This is a genomic window from Marinilactibacillus sp. 15R (assembly GCF_001895285.1).
GTDB classification, from domain to species: domain Bacteria; phylum Bacillota; class Bacilli; order Lactobacillales; family Carnobacteriaceae_A; genus Marinilactibacillus; species Marinilactibacillus piezotolerans.
Genome location: NZ_CP017761.1, coordinates 2,589,838 through 2,611,577 on the forward strand (window position 1 = coordinate 2,589,838; position 21,740 = coordinate 2,611,577).

Here is a 21,740-nt window from a genome sequence, read left to right on the forward strand (position 1 = left end):
TCATTTAGTTAAGATGGATCCTTTCGGTACAAAATAAATGAATATACAGTTGGAACCAAAATCATGAGTATAATTGTGCTTATAGTGATAATGAAGTGTAGTAAACCAGGTTGACTTCCTAGCTGAAATAGATTACTTATAAATATAATAATGCCTCCTGCTATAAAGCAAACACCGCCTAATCTATGAGTTTTATTCCAATTATCTGCATCATGTAATGTCCAAGGTAATTTAATCCCAATTGTATAATTCTGCCTTGATTTAGGTAAATAATTTCCTATCAAGATAAATAAAATACTAATCAATAGCGTAACAACAAAAGGAACAGAGATACTGATTCCGATTGAAATAAACAAAGAAATAGGTAATAAAATTACTGAAAGTGCAGGAACCAGCCAGATGATCATTCTCTTCATCCACTTAGATTGATTTTGTCGCTTGGGATCATTGGTTATGGCTGTAATGCTAATGATGTTTATGACAGCAAAAAATACAGGCAATCCAAATACAGCCCACGGTTTGGACATATAATTATCGATTTCTCCAGCAGCGTTCCAGTGGACTGGTATCTGATCTGGCAAATCTCTATACATAAATACCCCTAATACTATTGGTAATAAACAGACGAGAGTTGTAATGATTAAAGTCTGTTTTCTGAAGTTAATCATTTCTATTTTCCTTTCTAAACTGAGAAAACCAAAGCATGGTTTCTTCAAATACTGATATATTTAATTCATAATAAATAAAATTTTTATACTTCTCTTCATGAATCAAATCTGCTTTTTTTAATTGGTTCAAATGATAAGATAGTGTTGCTCCAGCTATATCAAAGTGTTCTTTTATCTCTCCCACTGTCATCCGCTGATCTTTCAGTAATACCAGAATCTCTCTACGAACCGGATCAGATAAAGCTTTAAAGGTCTCGGGAAATCCCATTATATTTTCCTTTCTATATTATCTAATTAATAAATTTTCTATTTCTAATTTCATCTAAATAGTACGCCTATCTAATTAAACTGTCAATATTATTTCTAAAATATTCGAAATAGAATTCAAAAAAAGAGCAGTTCATATGTTATGCCCTTTAATGTTGATCAAAAAATCAAGGTATAGGATAGTACATTACTGAACTGCTGCTTTTAAAATTTATTTTATGGTTTCATCATTGTTATAATACCGTTCAGCTGATAGTCTAACCCCTCTGCACGAGCAGAATGAAGTCTAGGATCTGTAAAAGTTGAAGCTTTCTCGATCTCAATATTTTCTGAACGGATTCCGGCATTCTTTAAAATATCAAGGTTGGCATCAAGCATGCTTAATTGATATTTTTTCCCCTTTGGACTAAAAAACTGATCACGATTTCCAAATGTTTCAAATGCATCATAGACTTCTGATCCAACTTCGTAATGATCTATATCTATTGACGGACCTAAATATGCTAGTATATTTTCTTTTTTACATTTAAAATCATTAACCATCATATCAACAGCATTTAATGAGATACGCTGAGTTGTTCCACGCCACCCAGAGTGAATACTTGCCAGTACTTGTGCTACTGGATCAAATAATACCACAGGAGTACAATCCGCAAACTTGATCAAGAGGGCAACATTTGGTTGATCAGTAATTAATCCGTCTGTTTCTTTGAATGTTTTTCCAAAAACAAACGCTTCACCGTTTTCACCATCTACATAAGTAATATTTGCACTATGTACCTGTTGACCCGTATAAATCTCGTTGGGATGTATATCCATTTTGCTGATCGCTTTTTGAACATCCTCTATTACTGCTCTCCCGACTTTTTGATAGCGGAAATTATAACCTGTTCCTGCAATATAATTTTGTAAGCCATATTTTGATAATAGTTTTGACTGCACTGTATAACTCCTATCTTGTGGTAAACACACTTTTATAATCTCATAACTTTTTCTATACTTCAATACTTTATAAATCATTATTTTGATCTATACTGATAAATATACCATTAAGCTAAAAGGAGTTTTTTTTTGAAAAAGAAGAATGATATATTTAAAGCCTTAGTTCTGAATCCATTAGTGGTGATAATCTATATGATTGCTGCTTATTATCTGTATTACCTGTCCATGTATGGTGGGGTAAGAAGAAATGCCCCTATTATAATCGGATGCGCCATTTTGTTGCTCATTTGGCTCTTTGTCTGTCTATTCATATATTTCAGAAATAGAAATACTAATAAGTATACTGAAGCAAGCACTCGCTTAAAAAGCATCAGTACTTACTGGTTCTATACCGCTATAATTTTATTACTTAGTATAACAGCTACCACTGGATATTTTGTTTATCAAAGTGCTCAACCCTATAATGGCAAACTTTCATGGGTGATTGACGACCTAGTCAATACTAAGAAAATCGCCTTCGAACATAATAATATCTTTAAAAATTCTTTAGAGGGGATTTTTACAGATATTCAATCAGAAATTGAATTACCTGCTGAATTATATGTATCTTCTGATCTCAATTTGACTTATGATTCTACTGGAAAAATAACATCACTCTATACACTTATTTATGGGAAAAATCAAAACGAAGAAACTGAAGCCTTTCTCCTTACTCTGGATAAAGGCAGTGACGAAATCCAAGTTAGATTAAATGGGATTATAAATTATGAATTGAATGAAACGAAACGATTGCAGCCTTTAGTCGATACTATTAAAGCTATACCGCTCCAAGAAATCACTATGGATTGGTCAGAGGAAGAGACTTACAGTATTTATTATCAAGGATATAGGAGCTGGGGAAACAATTCAGAAGGGATCTACTGGATCAATGATGAAGGCAATAACATCAGTGTGCCAGATTCGTATTCGGATGAGGAATACGCTGGATATGCCGTTTCTGTTTATATAGCTGGTAAAGAAGATACGATTACACCTAAAAGATTTATCGATCGTTCATTTACTCTTTCTGACGACTATATAGAAAAACAGGAGAAAGAAAAAAATTCGTTTGACTTAGGGTACAATTACAAAGATCAAGTCGAATCCTATTTTTTAACCGAAGAAATAGGATTTCAGCTACCCATTACTGATGCTGCAACGGGAAGTCGCTACTACGCTTTAGAAAAAACCGTTGACGGAGGTGCATCTTGGGAGCGAATCAATCAAGAACCTTTTTATCCCAGTTCTGGAGTTTCTTCTGGTATCATCTTTTTTGATGAACAGCTTGGATTCATCGGACTTTCAAAGAATGGTGGATCTGAAGGATTTATCTATAGAACAGAAGATGGTGGAGTAACTTTCGAAAAAATTGAAATTCCTGAAGTAGAAGTAACAGTAAGTGAAGACTTAATTTATAATCCATTTGACTTACCTGACATGCCTTATATAGAAAACGAAAAACTGTACATGACCGTTGGACAAGGAACGGATGGAGATTATAATGGCGGGGTTAAAGCTCTTTATGTATCTGATGATCTAGGTCATACTTGGGAGTATGTTGAAGAAATAAATAATTAAAGCTCCTTAAGAAACTCTTGTTTCAAATAAAATAATACTACTTTAAATAATACAAATCCATAATACATCAGAGTATAAAGACGTATTATGGATTTGATATTTGTTGAATTTTTATACTATATAGTTTAATTAAATGAATAAACGGTTTGATAATCAATTACATTTATAGTAATCTTAGTAAATCATAGTTAACATATATTTTATTTTTTCTTTTAGTTTTATCAACATCTATCAATTTTAATTCTACCAATAAGTTCAATCCATTACGAGCAGTCGATATTGCTATATTCAATCTATCTGCCATTTCTCTAACCGATATAAAAGGTCTAACGAACATGGTTAGATAAATGTGGTTTGTCATACTTCTGTCATTATTGATTTTTTCTAAACCCTTTTTCGCGAGTGAAGTAATGCTCTCTAATTTACCAAGCATATTATCTGCCATTCTCTGACAGGCATCTAAAAAGAAGTCAATCCACGAAAACCAATCTGGTTCTTTTCCTCTTACTCCATTTAGAAGATTGTAATATCTTATCCTTTCCTTTTCCAGTTCTTCACTTACGAAAAAAACAGGCTTATCTATTAAACCATCTCGCATTGTATTCAAAACTATTAAAATTCTTCCCATACGTCCGTTACCATCTAAAAAAGGATGTATAGATTCAAATTGAGCATGCATGATAGCAGTTTTTATCAAAGGATCTGAATCTTCATCTAATAGTACTTCAATAGAGTCATTGATTTCTTTTGTAAATGTAAAATGTTTTTCTGAATTAATATAGTATTCTAAATTAGTAATATAATTACCGATTTCGTTAGCATTTATTGGAATGTATACAGCATCTTCGATCTTATTAGTTGGTCCAATAAAATTTTGTATCATTCTATAATCACCAGCTGAAGATGTAGTACCTCTAGTATTTTTTCCCATTAATATACGGTGAAGCTGTTTGATTAATCTTGAAGATATTGGCATGCCGCTTTTAATTAAATCTATTCCTTCAGATAAAGCCTCTACATAATTTTCTACTTCAATTACATCGTTGCTTTTATTTTTCTTAGTTGCTTCTTCTATCATATCGGCAAAAGTAACTTGTGTCCCTTCAATTCTAGTTGATTGCACAGATTCTTTAAGCGTAAGCATCTGAATCAGTTGAGTATTCACCACAGAATGCTCTAACTCTGAATTCAATTTTCCTATAGCTGATTTTATTTGAGCTACTTTTTTGTATAACTGTAAAGCTTGAGCAGTTGTGACTTTCGGTGGTAACAAGTCTATTCCCTTTATCGCTGACACTTTTTATCCTCCTTAATAGATAGTTTAGATTTATTATATCATTTTATATGATTATTACGATAGAAATTAATCATATAATTTTTTCCAAACCTACTCTATATTGAAAGGATAAACATCTAGTAAGAGTATGATCCTTTTATAATTTCATTTATTTTCAATGATTTCCGGCATGTCCCAAGGTGTGATGATTCCGGTCAAATCACTTGGACTGGTCACATTATCTGTTTTAGCAATCAATAAAAAGTAAGCCACAATTCCCTCTTCTATTTTCTTTGAATAAATAGACTCAATATCAAAAATCGACTTATTTTCTGGTATGATTTCATATGAGTTTTTTTCGTTATCATTATCCAGTATGTCTTTAACAGTCGTTCCACTGATTGAAATCAGATCATCAGTAATTGAATGAGCAAGAAAATTAGTAATCCCATTTTCAGAAATCAGTCCTACTAATTTATTTTCATGAAAGACTGGAAACTGTGAGATCTGGTTTTCTTTAATTGTTTCTAAAACATCTTTCAATTTATCCTTTTGATTAAAACTGATAACCTTTTCCAAGAACAGATCACTGACCACTTTTGGGTGCTTAATTTTTTCTGTGACCTCTTTCATTTCTTCAATCAGTGCTTGACTTGGATTAGCGATTGATTCATGTTCATTAATCGTACTATGGATGAGTATATTCCTGAACTGTCTATAAATATCTAATTTTCTTTTATACGTTATGATCACTTTATCTTGTTTTTCTTTAGCAGCATATAGTAAAGACCCAAAATTTGTATCGGCATCTTCTCCTAACTTAGAAGCAATCACTTTTTGAAGTTCATTGAATACATGGATAAATTCTCTTACATTATCTTGATTCATTTTCTTACTCCTAGCGTTTAATAATATTTTTGAGAGTACAGCTACGATACGCTTTTTATGTATGCCTAATGATACATAAAAAGCATATCGTCTTTATAGAACAATATGCTTTTTATATCTGATAATCAATCTCTACTTCATAATTCCAGCTGCCAGTGCTTTCTGAATCGCATTGATGCTATCATCTTTTCTAAACAATAGAGTTTGAGCAGGTTCTAATGCTCCTGAAATATATATTTTCAACTCAGCATCTAAGTCAAAATGTCCCGAAGTTTCTACGCTGAACCGAGAAATACTTTTATATGGGAAGGTTTTATAATCAGTTTTTTTACCTGTCATACCTTGTTTATCTACTACAATCAGTCTATACTCCGTAAAAACTACGAGGTCCCTTACTAATTTATATGCCAATTCAATTTTCTCATCTGGTAAAAGTACGTTTTCCAAATCTTTTCTTACCTTATCATGATTAGCATCTGTTGCATTCCCCATTAAGCCGTTGAACAGTCCCATTTTATCCCACTCCTTTTATTAATAATTAACTTACCTACATTCTACCTGATTCAATCAAAAATGAAAAACCAAGTTTTTAATACTTTAAAAATAAAAGATACATCTTTAATAGAACAAAATCTTACATTTTTCCATGCTACGCATAACTTTCAAATTGAGAATGATATAAATCGGAATACAGACCTTCTTTTTCCAGCAGTTCCTCATGGTTGCCTTGCTCAACGATTCGACCATCTCTAACAACTAGTATGGTATCGGCATTCCGTATAGTAGATAAGCGATGTGCAATCACAAAGGATGTTTTTCCATTCATTAGTTTCTGCATGGCATCTTGAATTTTCATTTCTGTCTGTGTATCTACATTTGAAGTCGCTTCATCTAAAATAAGCAAGTTAGCATCCAAGATCATAGCACGTGCAATCGTTAAGAGTTGTTTCTGCCCTTGAGAAATATTTAAACCTTCCTGATCAATAATTGTCTCGTATCCATCTGGCAAACTCATGATATAATCGTGGATTTGTGCAGTTTTTGCTGCTTCTTCCACTTCTTCAACTGTAACATTCTCTTTGCCGTATGCCAGGTTTTCAAAAATCGTGCCACTGAATAGCCAGGTATCTTGTAAAACCATTGCATAAGATAACCGGAGACTTTCTCTTGTAGCATGTGTCGTATCAATCTGATCCAGTTGAATCGTTCCAGCATTCGGGTCATAAAAGCGCATTAGCAGATTTACGAGCGTTGTTTTTCCAGCTCCTGTAGGTCCCACAACAGCAATTACGTTTCCACTTGGAGCTTTAAAGTCTAAATCTTGAATAATCATTTTATCTGGTGTATATCCAAAAGAAACATTTTCCATCTGAACATTTCCTTCAGGGCTATCGTATACATGGGCATTTAGGATATCTTCTGCTTCCGACGGCTCATCCATTAATAAAAATACCCTTTCTGCTGCTGCAAAAGCAGACTGAAGTTCACTGATAATATTTGCTAATTCATTGATTGGACCAGAAAATCGTCTAGAATATAAGACAAATGACGAAACAGCTCCTAGAGTGAGATAATTAAATAAATAAAGTAAAGCACCAGCTACACTTACAAGTGATAGGGATAAATTATTAATAAAGTTTATAGAAGGACCCACCATGCTTCCATAATAATCTGCATCATAGTAAGCTGACACAGCTTCTTCATTCTTTTCATCAAAGCGCGAAATCATATTTTCCTCTTGATTATAGGCTTTGATAGTTTGCTGACCAGAAATCATTTCTTCCACATAACCATTTAGTTCCCCTAGTTTAACTGAACGTTTTTTAAATAATGGTCGGAAACGAGTGACCATGTATCTAGTCAAAAAAATGGAAACTGGAATCGTTACTCCAAACACTAAAGTCAATACTGGAGAGATCAGTAACATCATCAATAATGAACCAATAATCGTAATTGCGCTCGTTACGATCTGAATAAAATCATTTTGTAGTGATTGATTGATTGTATCAATATCATAAGTAATACGGCTGATGATATCTCCAGTTTGATGCTGATCAAAAAATCCCACAGGTAATTCTGACATTTTATTAAATACATCTCTTCGCAACCGTCTGATCGTTCGTTGAGTCAGTCGAATCATTATCATCTGCATGATATATTCTAATATAGAAGAGAGCACAAAGAAGCCAATCATTAATGCAACGTAAAAGAAAACTTGCTGAAATAATACGTTCCCTGGTCCTGGCTGGATCGCATTAATGGCTAGTCCTGACAAATAAGGACCAATCAGTGAAAAAGAATTACTAGTAACCATCAAAACAGTTGCAGTAATCAGCATCCACTTATAATAAAATAAATAGCCCCATAATCTTTTTAAGACATGCAAACGACTTGTCTGTAATTCTTCTGATGCTTTTGGATCAGAAGATCCTGTTCTGCTTCCGCCTCTATGCAATTTCTTCCCCTCCTGACTGGTTACGATAAATTTCTCTATACGGCTCACTGCTTCGCAGCAGCTCTTCATGAGTTCCTTTTCCAATTATTCGACCTTTATCAAGCATAATAATCTGATCGGCTTGTTGAATTGAGCTGATACGTTGAGCAATCATAATCGTTGTGGTGTCCTGGTACTGTTCCGTCAAAGCTTTTCTTAATTTGGAATCCGTCTTGTAATCTAAAGCACTAGAAGAATCATCTAACAGGAGTATCTCTGGATCGCCTGCTAAAGCCCGAGATAACAATACGCGCTGTTTTTGGCCTCCGCTCAAGTTCGTTCCTTTTGGAGTCAAGCGATGTTTTAAGCCACTGTTTAATGAATCGATAAATTCTTTTGCTTGAGCTGATTCAGTTGATTTCAAAATTTCTTTTTGAGATAGATCTCGTCCAAAATCAATATTCTCGCTTAAAGTATCTGCATACAGAAAATCTTTCTGAAAGGTTACACCGAACTTCGTATGAAGCTCTTTTAAATTCATACTATTTACATTCATACCATTGATCCGTATAATTCCATCATCTGGATCATACAACCTCAGCAGCAACTTCATTATTGTTGTTTTCCCGCTTCCTGTCGCTCCAATAATTCCCAATGTTTCTCCCTTATTTAAAGTGAAATCAATATCTTCGAGAATAGGATTCTTCCCATAGCCAAAAGAAACGTGGTCAAAACGGATATGTGCAGAGTCATCTTTTCGGTCAATCGATTCTATTTCTAGATCGGGCTCTGTGTGTAAAATTGCATATACACGATCTGCGGATGCAATCCCTCTGGAAAATAAAACAAAGATCCGGGTAATACTCAGCATCGCATTCAAGATAATAGTGAAGTAAGTCATAAAGGCGATAATCACACCCGGTTGAGTTAAGCCTTCGTTTACACGGTAGGCACTGGTCAGCACAACAAAAGTTAAACCTAAGTTCAAAAAAAGATTCATTAATGGCGTTGTAGCGGCCATGGTCTGATTTGCTTTTGTCTCAGCGTTGACCACTCTCTGGTTCACACCTTCGAATCGCACTTTTTCGTATTCTGATTTAGATAATGCTTTAATCACTCTTGCTCCTGTGATGTTTTCCCTTACGGTCCTCACCAGTCGATCTACTTCTTGTTGAAGCTGATCAAATAGCGGAACACCTTTTTTGGAAACATAATACACTGTTACTGTTGCAAATGGTAAAACCCCAAGCATAACCAGTGTTAATACTGGATCTAAAGTGACAGTCATTAAGATCCCACCAATGAGTAAAACGGGGGCTCGGACGCCTATTCGCTGCATCAATCCGATGGTACGATGAAGGTTATATGTATCAGAAGTTAATCTTGATATTAAGGAAGGAGACCCATACTGATCTGATTGACTAGCTGATAAATAAGAAATCTTTTCATAAAGATCGTGACGAATAACTTGTACAGCATCTTTTGCAACACTTGAAGCCATACGGTTTGCTTTAATACTCAAGGTTACAGCTAAGATAGAACAGATAACCATTGCTCCGCCCCATAAAAGGACACGATTGATATTTCCCGTGGGGATAACCGAATCAATAATATAAGCTAGGATCAAAGGAAGAAATAAGTCCATAATCGTTCCGATAAATTTTACAGAAAATCCCTTGAGTATTCTATTAAATAAAGGCTTTAAGTATTGAATAAATAATTTCATGTCTACTACCCTTCTGTTAAATAATTCATTCTTTTTCCATTGTATCTACTGCTGTTTTTGCTTTTTTCATAACATCTGACATTGTTTTCTCCAGTAAATCCTTTTCAGCAGATGAAAAACCATCTAGAATGATTTCATTCCATTCTTTCAAGATCTCCACTACTTTTGGATACACAGTGTGAGCTTTTTCAGTTGGATATACAAGTAATTTTCTTCCATCACTTGGATTTGGTTCTCGCATTACAAACCCACTTTTTTCCAATACAGCCAACTGTCTTGCTACATTACTTTTATTTACGAAAATAATTTCTGCTAATTGATCTTGCGTAACTCCTGGATTATTACAAATATTCAAAATATAGGTATGATGCATACCGCTTAATCCATACTTTTTCAATTTTTCGTTACGATACATTTCGGATAGACGAGACGTTCTATTAATAAAGCGCATTAATGACACTGACTTTTTCTCCCTTCTTATCAAATTTAATTATTTTCTATGGAATCTACATATTCTAATTTTATCTTATTAGACTACTCTATCAATCATTTGTTGCGAGTGCAACGAATAGAGTGGAATAAATCCATTATTGTTTAAAGTTAGTCTAATGATAACTATTCTGATCTGTTAATGTTTTTTTTGCGTAGAAAAAAGAACTTTATACTTTGATAGCATAAAGTTCTTTTTAATCATTTCGTTTTTTTATACTGCTTACACTTTTATGTGTTTTCCAATACATATTGATAGGCAGCACCAATCAGGTTAGAATCACTGAAAAATCTGCATTCCTGAATTTCAAAATCAAGTTCTTTTGCCCCTTTATCTTTCAGCAAATTCTCTGTTCTCAATTTAAGCTCTGGTATCAAACTCGCATTTTTAGAAATGCCCCCGCCAATCAGAATTTTTTCTGGATTGATAGAAACAAGTAAATTGTAAATGCCTAAACTTAATGCATCCAAAAGTTTACTTCTCATTTTCTCAGCTAGTTCATCCCCGTTTTCAGCAAACTTAAATACATCTTCACCATTATATACTGTGCCGTCTGCTTTTTGTTTTGTGTAGTTTTTTGCCATTTTTACGGGGCTCCCAACTTCACTTAAAGTCGTTGAGCTGTTTGAATCAATAATCTGATATCCAAATTCTCCTCCAAAGAGATTATGACCACTATGAAGTTTGCCGTCAATAATCACTGCACCGCCTATTCCAGTACCAATAATCATACAACAAGCAGAACTAGCACCTTGAGCATTACCTTTCCATAACTCAGCCAATCCAGCACAATTCGCATCATTTTGAATAGAGACCGGAAGCCCGAATAATTCTTCGAATGCTTTCTTAATCGGAAACCGATGGATGTAGGGTATAGCACTGATTCCATTAATCACACCATTTTCTGTATCAACCGCTCCTGGACAACTAATTCCTACGCCACTGAAAGGTCCATCGTTATAACGATTAAATACGATTAAAAACTGTTCTTTCATTTCATCCCAAGAATCAGGCGTCTGTATATTATCTAAATTCAATAAATTTTCGTTCTCCCAGATACCACATTTAATAGAAGAACCGCCAATATCAAATAGTAATAGTTTTTCTTTCATAACAATCTCCTTATAAATTTTGATTATGTTTATTAATAAGGTAAAAATGATTACTGATACCTTGAGTTTACCATACTTTTAGGACTCGTTATCAAATAAAACAACATTGATTGATTCTGACAATGCTAATTATTTAACACTTAGCTAATTGACTTGAAACAAATATTTCGCTTACTCTATCTTGCATTTTATGTTACTATATCAATTAGAATGCGCTTACATATGAATGATATTTTTTATCAAACTTGTATTATATATATATCGATTCGTACAATGAATGCAGGAATGACTTAATTTAGGAGGACCCAATATGACAAATACTAATGAAAAAACAAAATTATATCATTTTCTTCAAATTCATTTTCTTGAAGAAACATCTATCACCTTTCAAGATTTTCCGCCTCTGGAAGAATTAGCTACTTGGTTCTCAAAATCAGGAAAAATCTGGACTTGTCGAAATAAAAATCTTACCTTAGAAGAATTCAAAAAACAGTTCCTGGAAATTACCCATATTGACGAAGACAAAGTAATGATCACAGACGGAGGTATCGGTAGAGGTATCGGCGGAGCCATTTCCCCATTAAGCTAAAATTAATCAGCTTACGCTATTTATTCAATTCACTATCTCTAAACCTATGTTATAATTCTAGAAAATAATATTTTGAAGCCCGTAGCCGATAGGAGCCTTTTCTTGAAACAGCAAACTATCAATTTTACTAAAAAACATAAATATCTGATTATTACCTTAACTATAACCATTATACTAATATTTTGGATGCTCTGGGGAAACTATTCAATTCAAACCACTCATTTCACTGTACAAGATGAGGAACTGCCAGAAAGCTTTAACGGATATAAGATCGCTCAAGTCTCAGATTTACATAACAAAGACTGGGGCAGCCAACTTATTGAGAAACTACAAGAAGAAGAGCCGGATATTATTGTTCTTACTGGTGATTTAATTGATTCGTCAAAAACAGATCTGCCTACTGCTCTAGAATTTATTGATCAGTCTAAGGAGATTGCTCCTTTATACTTTGTAACGGGAAATCATGAAGCTTGGAGTGAGGAGTATGTTCAATTAAAAGCAGAGTTAGTTGAAAGAGAAATAACCATTCTAGACAACCAGTCTATCTTTATAAGTAAAGGTTCTTCTCAGATAATGTTGGCTGGACTGCAAGATCCGGCATTCCAAAATTCCAGTCCTGAGGAAACCTTAAAAACACTATCTAGTCGTTTTGAAGGTTTCAAAATATTACTTTCTCATCGTCCTGAATTATATGAAACCTATGCAGCTCAGGATTTCCAGTTAGTATTCAGCGGACACGCCCATGGAGGACAATTCAGAATTCCTTTCATCGGCGGACTGATTGCTCCAGATCAAGGAATATTCCCTGAATATACTGCTGGTATCTATACTGAAAATCAGACTCATATGATCGTTAGTCGTGGTTTAGGAAACAGTATCATTCCTGTTCGAATCAATAACAGACCTGAACTGATAACTGTTACTTTAAAAAATTAATCATACAAAAATAGCCATTCTCTATTTATAAAGACGAATGGCTATTTTACTGCTCTTTATTTTTACATCTTCTCTTCTCTGAAAGCAGCTCTTTCCTCTCTTGATTTTTTGGTTCGTTGAATTTTCAGTTTAGCTAAATATTCCACAACTTCTTTTGGCTTGCGGATATCAAATAGTTCAACAGGTTCCGGACCTCTCATGGTTTCCCTTTTGATATACAGCAATCCATCATCATTCACTTTTTCTTTCCATCGAACAAGACGAATCATTCCTTCAGAAAGTTCTAATGCAGTAATACTAGAAGGATAAATCCCGCACCCAGTATTAAAGTAAGGAACTGCACGATTTTTAGGAAACTTGAAGCGATGTGTATGACCGCATATCAGCATTCTTCTATTTTCCTTGATCCATTTACTATAATTACGTTCAATTTTATGTCTTTTTGAAACATTTTTAATTGGACTAGCAGGATTGCGAATTCCAAATCGATGTAAGAATCGCCAGAAGTATTTCAATGAAAGCATAGTAAAAAACCAGAACTGATCATTGGGTGCATCCCCTTGATGTCCGTGCAAAACAAACATTTCCTGACTTGTCTGGCGATGCTTTAGAACAAGGGATTCTAATGGATCAATTCCTTTCAAGAAATCAAAATATTCTTCACTGTATTCGTCATAATTAATATAGTAGTTCTTTTCAACATATTTCTGCTTTTTTAAAAAGATATCATGGTTTCCAAAAATACGAATGTAACGGTCTTTATCATAAAACTTTTTGATTAATCCATACACATCTGTATGCGCATTTTTAATATGTTCAAATTCTGAATACTCTAAAAGTTCTTCTCCATCGCCTACTTCTACAAAAGTATAATCACTTTCATAATACTCTTTTAAAGCATGCACAAAAAGATTGCGACTGCGTAGAAACTCATCTGATACACTGCCATCTCCACGATGTGCATCACTCATAAATACAATACGAGAATAATCATCATAATACATTCTTTTGGCATTCTTATAGGCTTCTGTCAATCGTTTTTCTGTAAACATCCATTATTCTCCCACCCGTAGCTAGTCTATTATATATCAGTATACTTTATTTGAAGATCTTTGCGAAAGAATTTGCATAGGCAAAGTTATTATCCAACCAATATTATGTAATGCATCCGAGTCTCAATTAGTTTATCTTCTTAGGTTAATGATTGAAACAAATATTATAAGCTGATTACAGTAGATTTTTATTTCTGAGTTTCAAAAAACTATTAAAAAGGCCTCCGAAGATGCTTTTTAATACCCTCGGAGACCTGATGAATCAATTATTATTTTTCATTTATTTTTTTAATTGGACAACCATCTTCATCGTAAATATAATCTTGTAACTTTTTGGAATCTGCCATTGCAATTACTAGTCGATCTCGTAATGGCTCTGCTAATTCATCAAATAGATAAGCTTCTTCGTGAAGGCTATGTTTAAAGCGCAGAGATTCAATTTCTCCAGCTTTTCTTAATCGATACTTCTTAGAAGGTAATGCGCCTTCTATTGTTCTTTTTTCAATACGATAGTAGTGATTATCATCATCATAGATGACTTCTAGAGCTCCGGATTGTGTTCGATTGAACTGAGCATGTGGATAATGTTCACTGTGCAGATCCCACCAAGCTTTAATCCCATCTATTGCTTCTTCTTCAGTTACGTAGCTACCATGCTCTTTCTTTACATCACTAAGTCGGTTCAGCCAATAATTAGTATACACAATTTGTCCCATTCACTTCACTCCATTCATAAATTGATTATTTATAGTTTAAAGCAAATGAATCAAATAGAAAACTGAATTATCCTTTTCAGATTCAATTTTATACTTAAATTTCTAAGGAACAAGATTTATAGCATACTGACTAATTACTGCAGTAACCTTTTATTCGTTAAAACTCAAATTCAAAAAGCCCTTAATGTTATATACTCGCTTATTTTCTGCTGGAAACAGCTATATAATCTAGTTCTTTACCTGATTTATTAAAGAATCGCATCATTTGTTTGAACCTCGTTCGATTTTTTTTTTTCATACCATTGAATATAATTTTTCCTGTATTCCAGCATCCTTCATCTCTCAGCATTCCAACGGGTGACATCAGTGACATTGGTCCACCTTTACTTTTAACTTCCGTAAATCCTGAATCAAGGAATAATTTTTTCCAGTCATCTCTTTGTAAAGGCGCTACATTAATGTTAATGGTATCTCTCAGTTCATTTAGCTTGGGCTCCATACTTCTGTTCATATAGGAAATATCATGCGTCAGTAACTGTCCCCCCGGTTTTAATACTCGGTAATATTCCTTCAAAGCTTTTGCTTTAGCCTTGTCAGCATAGCCTCATTGAGGACTATATCAAATGATGCATCTTCAAATGGAAGTTTCAAAGCATTACCTTGGACAACTTGTATGTAAGTAGATAAGTCAGCTTTTCGGATATTCTTTTCGGCTTGTTTTAAAGCCTGCTTATCTAAATCTATTCCTGTAATATGACACCGATACTCTTTAACCAGTTCAATAGAAGTTGTACACATATTACAGGCTACTTCTAACACTGAGAGTGTAAAATATCTTGTGTAAATAGAAAAAAGGAAGTCCCTTCTGTAGAATAGAGTTACCACACTACATTCACAGAAAAGAGGACTTCCCTATGAACAATCTTACTACAGATATCTTACAGACTCTAGCCACAAAAGGTGATTTAAACGAATGTTTTCGTTCTCATCTAGAATTAGCCGTTAACACCCTCTTAAAAACAGAATTGACTGCCTTTTTGGATTATGAAAAATATGATCGGATCGGTTTCCATTCAGGAAACTCTCGGAATGGCACCTATGATCGTAAGGTCAAAACCGAATACGGCGAACTTCAGCTTCAGATTCCACGCGATCGGAATGGTGAATTTAAACAACAGACTTTCCCAGCCTATAAGCGAACCAATGAGACCTTGGAAGAAACGATTATCCATCTTTTTCGAAAGGGGATCACGATGTCCGAAATTGCCGATCTAATTGAGAAAATGTATGGCCATCATTATACGCCACAGACGATGTCCAATAGGACGAAAGTCTTTTCTGAAGAAGTCGCTGCTTTTAAAAAGCGTTCACTAAATAAGCACTATGCCGCTATTTATCTGGACGCAACCTATATTCCTTTAAAACGTAAAACCGTCGATAAAGAAGCCATTCATATTGCCGTAGGCATCCGTCCAGACGGCGCTAAAGAAGTACTGGGTTATGCCATCGCACCGAATGAATCAACCATAACTTGGAAAGAGCTACTAGAAGACTTAGTAAGTCGAGGCGTTCAGTCCGCTCTCCTCTTTGTGACTGATGGGCTTAAAGGGATTAAAGATACCATTCATCAAGTATTTCCCAGTGCAGCGTATCAACACTGTTGTGTGCATGTTTCTCGCAATCTTGCCAGTAAAGTACGCGTAGCAGATCGAAGAGACATATGCGAAGACTTTAAAGCTGTTTACCAAGCGGACTCACGAGAAAAAGCAATCGAAGCTCGACTAGATTTCACAGAGAAGTGGCACACCCGCTACCCTAGAGTAACCAAATCTATTTTAGAGAACGATAGCTTACTGACCTTTTATGACTTTCCCGCTTCAATCCGAAGAAGCTTGTACTCCACTAATTTGATTGAGTCTTTTAACAAACAAATTAAAAAATACAGTCGGCGTAAAGAGCAATTTCAAAATGAAGAATCTATGGATCGCTTTTTAGTCTCAAATTTTGATCTGTACAATCAGAAATTTTTAACTCGAAGCCACCGCGGTTTCCAACAAGCTGAAGCAGAACTTTGGGAAATGTTTGGAGAACTAGAAGAAAGATAAGTTTTTTACAGAAGGAACTTTTTATTTACACAAACTTCTTGACGCTCTCACTTCAGTCTTCACTGTATTCAATATTTTAATTGTACTATATAAATTTCATAGTATATACTCAATTTATCTCAATAGAATTTCAGTTACCGAACACTTCTTATAACTTTAGATAATTCTTCAGGATATTTCAACTTCTTGTCCTTGTTAATGCATTCTAAATTCTTAATCTTATCAATCTCTTTTATAAAAGCTCACTTAAAAATGATAGCTCGTGAACATTCAACAAAAGAAATCATTGCTTCAGGCCTTTTGTCGGGATTTTCTTCAATAAATTGAGCTGTTGCTTTAATAATCACAGCTGCTCCGATAGATACATGCTTGGATTTTACAAGGTAGACGTTTTTTGAAATCTTGAGTTGCAATACTTGCTGCATTGATGGAAACCATTGTTACTGGAGAACATTTAATGTGGATTGTATGCATTCAGGTATTCGCACAAACATGCTTAAACACTTCACTATTATTTTGGAGTGAAAATCCAGCTGTTTTAAGTGGACTTCCTATCTTTTCAAAATACACTCATTTATCTTGTTCCTTCTCTTCCTTTTCTTACTTCGCATTCGTCTACTAGAAATAGGAAACATTTCAAATTTTGGCTCAAGAAACACTCATTTAATTCTTTCGGTTTCTTTTGGCGACCAATAAAAAGAATACTATCTCTTAATATCATGATCGTTTTAGTATATTACGATATACTAAATTACGATATACTAAAAATGTCAGACTTATAGAATAGTTAGATGTCTGTTTAAAAACTTGAGAACTTCACCTCTAAAAAATCTAACATTGTAAAAATATCAAATCCAATGAATATATACTAGGGAACTAGATTTTTCTGTTTTGAAACTTAATCACTAAAAATTCTAAAGCAAAAGTGTACATATGGAATTCGTTTGGCTGCATTTTCTCTTTAGGTCTATTAATAGAATTCGCGTATAGAAGTGAAATTGAGAGACTGATAAAGTACTCTAATTTCATTTGATTTAAGCTCTTTGTATGTAATAATAGTGATAAAATGTACTGTTTTAAATCGAGGAGGTTGGAACTAATGAAACAAACTTTGCTAGTGATCGATGCGCAACAAGAGTTGATAGAAGGTAATCGTGAACAGAATCCTGTTTATAAGAAAGAACAATTGATCAAGACAATCAATAAAGTGATCGACAGAGCTCAAGAACTTGGTGTTCCTGTTACGTTTGTTAGAGATTTTGGATTTGAGTCAATTATCGTTCGCTATTACAAGTGATTTCACGATGACTTGCAGCCAGACTTCTTTGGTTTATTACACTGATCATAATAAGCTCTAACCTTAGAAGCTATCAATTTGCGCCTATGTCTCAGAGATTCTTGGTAATCCGTTACGTCCATCTCAAACAACTCTAGTGGTACGGCATTCTGATTGAATAAGAATTTTAATCCATTAGCGATATAATCCCCAACGACATTCCCTAATGCCCCTAATAAAATCAATGTATCTAGAACATAAAAAACAAGTGAGTTCTCCTGTAAAGTGATAGTCGACTAAAACGCTTTTGGAAAAAGCTATTGAAGAAAGAATCGGCAGTGTCTTATACTGCTTATCAATATTTCCCCTTATTCGGACAACGATTAGAAGCAGCAATCATTTTTAAGATGTTGGCATACGATTCGAATTAAAAGAGACTTAGAGGGTGTATCAATCAATACCTAAAGCAGTCGAATACAATGATTCAAAACAGTTAAGACAGCTTTTGGATCAATCAACTTCTCTCGAACTGTCCGGCTATATGAAAACAAGCTTAAAGACATTGAGAACCCATTTTCCTCACATCCAAAACATCTTCTACTATCCCTATAACAATGGAAAAATAAAGGGAATCAATAACAAAATCAAGGTTTTGAAGCGAGTAGCCTATGTCTACAGGAACTTTATTCACTATAAAAATCGGATTATATTGCACTTCAACTTAAAACCAATCAGAAACAAGCTCAACAGAATAGAAAAAGGAAGAGATTGTACGGCCGCATAAGCAGCCTGTACATCCTCTTCCAGCATTTATTCATGGTTGACTAAATTCTCTACCAACCTCATTTGACGGAGAACCTAAATGACAGTAACCATTCATGGCACAAAACATTTTGTTTATTTATCTGTTCACTTGACAGGAGGCAGTTCACCCCATCGTCATTGACGATTTTATTGTTTTAGTCTTTTATAGATCATGTAACAATAATGGGTATAAAGATAGACTCTGTTTACTGCTCTTCACCAACGACAGTAAAACGCTCATTTAGATTTTGCGGATTTTCAATTTCATCTAATACTGCAATCGCGTAGTCCGCATAACTGATGTAACTTTCGCCTTTGGAATTGACCAATAGGTTATCTTTTCCAGTTTTGTAAGACCCTGTTCTTTTTCCATCAGCGTCAAAATTGGCAGATGGGCTGATAAAAGTCCAAGAGATATCGGGCGTTGCCTGTAATTCTTCTAGATTGCGGCCCTGTCCTTTAGCTGTAGGTACGAATTCATCTGGAAAATCAGGAGTATCGCTTAATTGAACGGTTTTATCTTCATCTACATAAAGGCTACCCGCGCCGCCTACAACAACTGCTCTTGTATTTGTTCCTTTCAATGCTTCAATCAAAGTATGTCCCGCATCAACATGCGCTTGTTCTTCTCCTAAAGGTGCACCAAATGCATTTACCACCACATCCAAATCCTTAATATCCGCTGATGTAAGGTCGAATATATTTTTTTCAATTACTGAGATATTTTTTTCCTTTAATTTCGTCGCATCTCTGACAATTGCTGTCACTTCATGGTTCCGGTTGATTGCTTCCTTCAAGATGAGATCTCCTGCTTTTCCGCTTGCTCCAATAATTCCGATTTTCATGATATAGCCTCCTAATAAATTTAAACTTGTAATTACTTTTAACAAACTCCGATTGTAACCAAATCAGTTACAACCAGAAGTTGTTTAGCAACTTAATATAACCATAATTGTTACAGGTTGGTTTGTCAACCGTAAGCATATAAATTTGAAGAAAGATCATCTCCCTTATGTAGAGAGATGATCAATCACTTCTTGCAAGGTATTATGTTCTAACTCATTTTCCATAGACTTTTGAACGCCCTCAAAAGTCACATCTAATGTTTTCTGTATATTTTTTCCAACGAGACAATTGGGGTTTGGCTTTTCATGTATAGAAAATAGTTCTCTTTCCAAATTAATTGCCTTATAAATATCTAAAAGTGTAATTTCTTTAGGGTTCTTGGTTAATGATGATCCAGTAACTCCAGCCCGAGAAGTCAGCAATCCGGCTTTTTTAAGATCGCTGCTAATTCTCCTAATAACAACAGGATTTGTCGTCACACTATCAGCGATTTGATTAGAAGAAAGATTGGGCTCAATGGCGATCAAAGCCAAGATATGAATTGCAACAGAAAGACGGGTATTAATCATATAAATCACTCCTACGTAACAATAATAGTTACATATAAGCATTCTGTCAATCTACTTTGTCATGTAATCTGTTTAATTGAAATTTAACTCTAAATATTTTAAAACGTAAATATCCCCGTTGTCTTAAGTAACATACTAACTCTTTGATTTTACAACAGTATAAACCTCTTAGACTAATTATGATTTCATCTTAGTTCCTCAAAATCACTCTTAATAATCCTTATTCTTGGCAGCAAACATTAACGTCATATTTTCAAAATTCTTGAAAATAGGTTACTTTCACTTCGATTTTATACAGTGCTAACGGCAAGGCATTTTCTTCAAAAGCATTAGATATAATCACCCAAAATAAGACTCATTGAATTTCACTGATTTCTTTTCTGCATCTAACGCAGCTTCAATACCGTAGGGCAACAAACATCTAGGGTAGGCATGTCCGAATGGAAGATTATATAAAATGAGTAATTTTTCATCGGAAACCACATCAAGGATAACTGATTTGTATTCCTCATAATACATTTCGTTTTGTGGTTTCCCAACTAAAATACCATTGATAACATCAAATAGTCCATATTCTTTTAAGACAGTTAACAGTTCTCTTAATTTTCCCGGACTAGGCTTTTCTTCGCTTGTTTCAATAAACAGCAACTTACCTTTCCACTCATCCAATGAAGGAAAGATATTGTAGAACTGAATCATCTCTGCCTGCTCTCTGTACCGTTCTCCAGTCAGACACTCAACTAAACTTTCCAAGCAACCCCCTAGCAGTTTGCCCGAAACATTGCCCGTACCTTGCAGAACCTCTACTCCTCGTTTTTCTAAATGTTTCTTCCTATCTGTTCCGACCGCATCCTGAGAAAAATCATTCCGTTCTTCATACCAAAACTCACTCTCAGGAATTCCGTTAAGTTCTCGTTCTTCAAAAAATCCAGAAATGGTCTTTCTAGTATAAGGAAGCAGTTCCTCCCCTAACTCAGCGAAATCATTTAAAATATTTGGTCCATAAAAAGTATTCATACCTAAGTGTTGGAACATCAAGTGGTTAATGGTTGTGTCCGAAAAACCTGTAAAAATTTTGGGAGAATTTTTTACATTCTGGATAAAGTCTTTGTCCTCCATTAAAAAAGGAAGCAGTCGATATGTATCATCTCCTCCTATAGCGCATATGATTCCTTTGATAGAAGGATCACGAAAAGCAGCTTTCAAGTCCTCTGCTCTCATCTCAGGATGGTTCTTTAACACTTCTATTCCTTTTAAGGCATTAGGCATAAAAATAGGATCCAATCCAAATGACTTCAACCGTTTTGTTGCAATCTCTACCTGATGTTTTGCAAAAGCTTCTCCTAGAATTCCACTAGAAAGACTAACAATGGCTACTTTATCTCCCTGTTTTAATCCCATCGGTTTCATATATTTCCCTCTACTTC

At 34.5% G+C, this 21,740-nt stretch carries 25 protein-coding genes; 6 read left to right on the plus strand and 19 right to left on the minus strand.

Annotated elements, in window-relative coordinates; all coding sequences use genetic code 11:
* Positions 1-8: 8 nt before the first annotated feature.
* From BKP56_RS12680 to pgeF, 3 genes are all read right to left on the minus strand, one after another.
* Entirely contained in the window at positions 9-668 is a 660-nt protein-coding gene (locus BKP56_RS12680; protein WP_072695573.1) for an SdpI family protein, read from the minus strand.
* Entirely contained in the window at positions 661-936 is a 276-nt protein-coding gene (locus BKP56_RS12685) for an autorepressor SdpR family transcription factor (protein ID WP_072695575.1), read from the minus strand. Before BKP56_RS12685 ends, BKP56_RS12680 begins: the two co-directional genes overlap by 8 nt.
* A gap of 215 nt (positions 937-1,151) precedes the next feature.
* Positions 1,152-1,877, minus strand: a complete 726-nt coding sequence (pgeF, locus tag BKP56_RS12690; protein WP_072695577.1) for a peptidoglycan editing factor PgeF — start codon at positions 1,875-1,877, stop codon at positions 1,152-1,154.
* A gap of 129 nt (positions 1,878-2,006) precedes the next feature.
* Here pgeF and BKP56_RS12695 point away from each other — a divergent pair, with 129 nt between their 5' ends.
* Positions 2,007-3,494 (plus strand): WD40/YVTN/BNR-like repeat-containing protein, encoded by a 1,488-nt coding sequence (locus BKP56_RS12695; protein WP_072695579.1) that lies wholly within the window; start codon positions 2,007-2,009, stop codon positions 3,492-3,494.
* Between the two features lie 163 nt (positions 3,495-3,657).
* Here the strand turns inward: BKP56_RS12695 and BKP56_RS12700 are convergent, their stop codons facing one another.
* From BKP56_RS12700 to BKP56_RS12730, 7 genes are all read right to left on the minus strand, one after another.
* Positions 3,658-4,791 carry a Fic family protein gene (locus BKP56_RS12700; protein WP_177206385.1) on the minus strand — a complete coding sequence of 378 codons (1,134 nt, stop codon included), beginning with the start codon at positions 4,789-4,791 and terminating at the stop codon, positions 3,658-3,660.
* 144 nt (positions 4,792-4,935) lie between these two features.
* Positions 4,936-5,658 carry a CBS domain-containing protein gene (locus BKP56_RS12705; RefSeq protein ID WP_072695581.1) on the minus strand — a complete coding sequence of 241 codons (723 nt, stop codon included), beginning with the start codon at positions 5,656-5,658 and terminating at the stop codon, positions 4,936-4,938.
* Between the two features lie 132 nt (positions 5,659-5,790).
* On the minus strand, positions 5,791-6,171 hold the full coding sequence (locus BKP56_RS12710; protein ID WP_072695583.1) for a PH domain-containing protein: 381 nt from the start codon (positions 6,169-6,171) through the stop codon (positions 5,791-5,793).
* A gap of 136 nt (positions 6,172-6,307) precedes the next feature.
* A complete protein-coding gene (locus BKP56_RS12715) occupies positions 6,308-8,182 on the minus strand; it encodes an ABC transporter ATP-binding protein (RefSeq protein ID WP_083540585.1) in 1,875 nt (624 codons plus the stop codon).
* Positions 8,106-9,818: an ABC transporter ATP-binding protein gene (locus BKP56_RS12720; protein WP_072695585.1), complete on the minus strand. Its 1,713-nt coding sequence runs from the start codon at positions 9,816-9,818 to the stop codon at positions 8,106-8,108. The genes BKP56_RS12715 and BKP56_RS12720 overlap by 77 nt, the downstream gene beginning before the upstream one ends.
* Before the next feature lie 25 nt (positions 9,819-9,843).
* Positions 9,844-10,269, minus strand: coding sequence for a MarR family winged helix-turn-helix transcriptional regulator (locus tag BKP56_RS12725; RefSeq protein WP_072696198.1), 426 nt, complete (start codon positions 10,267-10,269; stop codon positions 9,844-9,846).
* Positions 10,270-10,538: 269 nt separating this feature from the next.
* Positions 10,539-11,420, minus strand: coding sequence for an ROK family protein (locus BKP56_RS12730; protein WP_072695587.1), 882 nt, complete (start codon positions 11,418-11,420; stop codon positions 10,539-10,541).
* Between the two features lie 310 nt (positions 11,421-11,730).
* Here BKP56_RS12730 and BKP56_RS12735 point away from each other — a divergent pair, with 310 nt between their 5' ends.
* Together BKP56_RS12735 and BKP56_RS12740 are read left to right on the plus strand one after the other, a co-directional pair.
* Positions 11,731-12,009, plus strand: coding sequence for a DUF3884 family protein (locus BKP56_RS12735; protein WP_072695589.1), 279 nt, complete (start codon positions 11,731-11,733; stop codon positions 12,007-12,009).
* 102 nt (positions 12,010-12,111) lie between these two features.
* The gene (locus BKP56_RS12740) at positions 12,112-12,945 is read left to right on the plus strand and encodes a metallophosphoesterase (RefSeq protein ID WP_198033951.1); all 834 of its coding nucleotides are present in this window, start codon (positions 12,112-12,114) and stop codon (positions 12,943-12,945) included.
* 62 nt (positions 12,946-13,007) lie between these two features.
* Here BKP56_RS12740 and BKP56_RS12745 read toward each other — a convergent pair whose 3' ends face one another.
* The 4 genes from BKP56_RS12745 to BKP56_RS13940 all read right to left on the minus strand — a co-directional run bounded on the left by BKP56_RS12745 (position 13,008) and on the right by BKP56_RS13940 (position 15,532).
* Complete coding sequence (locus BKP56_RS12745; protein WP_072695591.1) at positions 13,008-13,997, minus strand: metallophosphoesterase; 990 nt, start codon at positions 13,995-13,997, stop codon at positions 13,008-13,010.
* A gap of 269 nt (positions 13,998-14,266) precedes the next feature.
* Positions 14,267-14,713, minus strand: a complete 447-nt coding sequence (locus BKP56_RS12750) for a hypothetical protein (RefSeq protein WP_072695593.1) — start codon at positions 14,711-14,713, stop codon at positions 14,267-14,269.
* Positions 14,714-14,912: 199 nt separating this feature from the next.
* Positions 14,913-15,224 carry a hypothetical protein gene (locus BKP56_RS13935; RefSeq protein ID WP_232226890.1) on the minus strand — a complete coding sequence of 104 codons (312 nt, stop codon included), beginning with the start codon at positions 15,222-15,224 and terminating at the stop codon, positions 14,913-14,915.
* A gap of 59 nt (positions 15,225-15,283) precedes the next feature.
* Positions 15,284-15,532, minus strand: coding sequence for a class I SAM-dependent methyltransferase (locus BKP56_RS13940; RefSeq protein ID WP_232226891.1), 249 nt, complete (start codon positions 15,530-15,532; stop codon positions 15,284-15,286).
* A 95-nt stretch (positions 15,533-15,627) separates the two neighbouring features.
* On the opposite strand from BKP56_RS13940, the gene BKP56_RS12765 reads away from it, so the two are divergent.
* Complete coding sequence (locus BKP56_RS12765) at positions 15,628-16,818, plus strand: IS256 family transposase (protein WP_072695598.1); 1,191 nt, start codon at positions 15,628-15,630, stop codon at positions 16,816-16,818.
* Positions 16,819-17,060: 242 nt separating this feature from the next.
* Here the strand turns inward: BKP56_RS12765 and BKP56_RS12770 are convergent, their stop codons facing one another.
* Entirely contained in the window at positions 17,061-17,243 is a 183-nt protein-coding gene (locus BKP56_RS12770) for a hypothetical protein (RefSeq protein ID WP_072695600.1), read from the minus strand.
* A gap of 674 nt (positions 17,244-17,917) precedes the next feature.
* Here BKP56_RS12770 and BKP56_RS12775 point away from each other — a divergent pair.
* Positions 17,918-18,115, plus strand: coding sequence for an isochorismatase family protein (locus tag BKP56_RS12775; protein ID WP_072695605.1), 198 nt, complete (start codon positions 17,918-17,920; stop codon positions 18,113-18,115).
* A 2-nt stretch (positions 18,116-18,117) separates the two neighbouring features.
* On the opposite strand, the gene BKP56_RS12780 is transcribed toward BKP56_RS12775, so the two are convergent.
* Positions 18,118-18,339, minus strand: coding sequence for a hypothetical protein (locus BKP56_RS12780; RefSeq protein WP_072695607.1), 222 nt, complete (start codon positions 18,337-18,339; stop codon positions 18,118-18,120).
* A gap of 200 nt (positions 18,340-18,539) precedes the next feature.
* Here BKP56_RS12780 and BKP56_RS12785 point away from each other — a divergent pair, with 200 nt between their 5' ends.
* A complete protein-coding gene (locus BKP56_RS12785; protein ID WP_072695609.1) occupies positions 18,540-18,878 on the plus strand; it encodes a transposase in 339 nt (112 codons plus the stop codon).
* Positions 18,879-19,104: 226 nt separating this feature from the next.
* On the opposite strand, the gene BKP56_RS12790 is transcribed toward BKP56_RS12785, so the two are convergent.
* From BKP56_RS12790 to BKP56_RS12800, 3 genes are all read right to left on the minus strand, one after another.
* Entirely contained in the window at positions 19,105-19,743 is a 639-nt protein-coding gene (locus BKP56_RS12790) for an NAD(P)-dependent oxidoreductase (RefSeq protein ID WP_072695611.1), read from the minus strand.
* Positions 19,744-19,908: 165 nt separating this feature from the next.
* A complete protein-coding gene (locus BKP56_RS12795) occupies positions 19,909-20,313 on the minus strand; it encodes an Rrf2 family transcriptional regulator (RefSeq protein ID WP_072695613.1) in 405 nt (134 codons plus the stop codon).
* 339 nt (positions 20,314-20,652) lie between these two features.
* On the minus strand, positions 20,653-21,723 hold the full coding sequence (locus BKP56_RS12800) for a S66 family peptidase (RefSeq protein WP_072695615.1): 1,071 nt from the start codon (positions 21,721-21,723) through the stop codon (positions 20,653-20,655).
* Between the last annotated feature and the right edge of the window lie 17 nt (positions 21,724-21,740).

Excerpts from the sequence above, each read along its gene's own strand:
- BKP56_RS12725 (WP_072696198.1), bottom strand. The coding sequence starts at position 10,269 with ATGCGCTTTATTAATAGAACGTCTCGTCTATCCGAAATGTATCGTAAC.
- BKP56_RS12750 (WP_072695593.1), bottom strand. The coding sequence starts at position 14,713 with ATGGGACAAATTGTGTATACTAATTATTGGCTGAACCGACTTAGTGAT.
- BKP56_RS12730 (WP_072695587.1), bottom strand. The coding sequence starts at position 11,420 with ATGAAAGAAAAACTATTACTATTTGATATTGGCGGTTCTTCTATTAAA.
- BKP56_RS12735 (WP_072695589.1), top strand. The coding sequence starts at position 11,731 with ATGACAAATACTAATGAAAAAACAAAATTATATCATTTTCTTCAAATT.
- BKP56_RS12800 (WP_072695615.1), bottom strand. The coding sequence starts at position 21,723 with ATGAAACCGATGGGATTAAAACAGGGAGATAAAGTAGCCATTGTTAGT.
- BKP56_RS12720 (WP_072695585.1), bottom strand. The coding sequence starts at position 9,818 with ATGAAATTATTTATTCAATACTTAAAGCCTTTATTTAATAGAATACTC.
- BKP56_RS13935 (WP_232226890.1), bottom strand. The coding sequence starts at position 15,224 with ATGAACAGAAGTATGGAGCCCAAGCTAAATGAACTGAGAGATACCATT.
- BKP56_RS12710 (WP_072695583.1), bottom strand. The coding sequence starts at position 6,171 with ATGGGACTGTTCAACGGCTTAATGGGGAATGCAACAGATGCTAATCAT.
- BKP56_RS12745 (WP_072695591.1), bottom strand. The coding sequence starts at position 13,997 with ATGTTTACAGAAAAACGATTGACAGAAGCCTATAAGAATGCCAAAAGA.
- BKP56_RS12765 (WP_072695598.1), top strand. The coding sequence starts at position 15,628 with ATGAACAATCTTACTACAGATATCTTACAGACTCTAGCCACAAAAGGT.
- BKP56_RS12680 (WP_072695573.1), bottom strand. The coding sequence starts at position 668 with ATGATTAACTTCAGAAAACAGACTTTAATCATTACAACTCTCGTCTGT.
- BKP56_RS12685 (WP_072695575.1), bottom strand. The coding sequence starts at position 936 with ATGGGATTTCCCGAGACCTTTAAAGCTTTATCTGATCCGGTTCGTAGA.
- BKP56_RS12795 (WP_072695613.1), bottom strand. The coding sequence starts at position 20,313 with ATGATTAATACCCGTCTTTCTGTTGCAATTCATATCTTGGCTTTGATC.
- BKP56_RS12705 (WP_072695581.1), bottom strand. The coding sequence starts at position 5,658 with ATGAATCAAGATAATGTAAGAGAATTTATCCATGTATTCAATGAACTT.
- BKP56_RS12770 (WP_072695600.1), bottom strand. The coding sequence starts at position 17,243 with ATGCAGCAAGTATTGCAACTCAAGATTTCAAAAAACGTCTACCTTGTA.
- BKP56_RS12790 (WP_072695611.1), bottom strand. The coding sequence starts at position 19,743 with ATGAAAATCGGAATTATTGGAGCAAGCGGAAAAGCAGGAGATCTCATC.
- BKP56_RS12775 (WP_072695605.1), top strand. The coding sequence starts at position 17,918 with ATGAAACAAACTTTGCTAGTGATCGATGCGCAACAAGAGTTGATAGAA.
- BKP56_RS12715 (WP_083540585.1), bottom strand. The coding sequence starts at position 8,182 with ATGAAGAGCTGCTGCGAAGCAGTGAGCCGTATAGAGAAATTTATCGTA.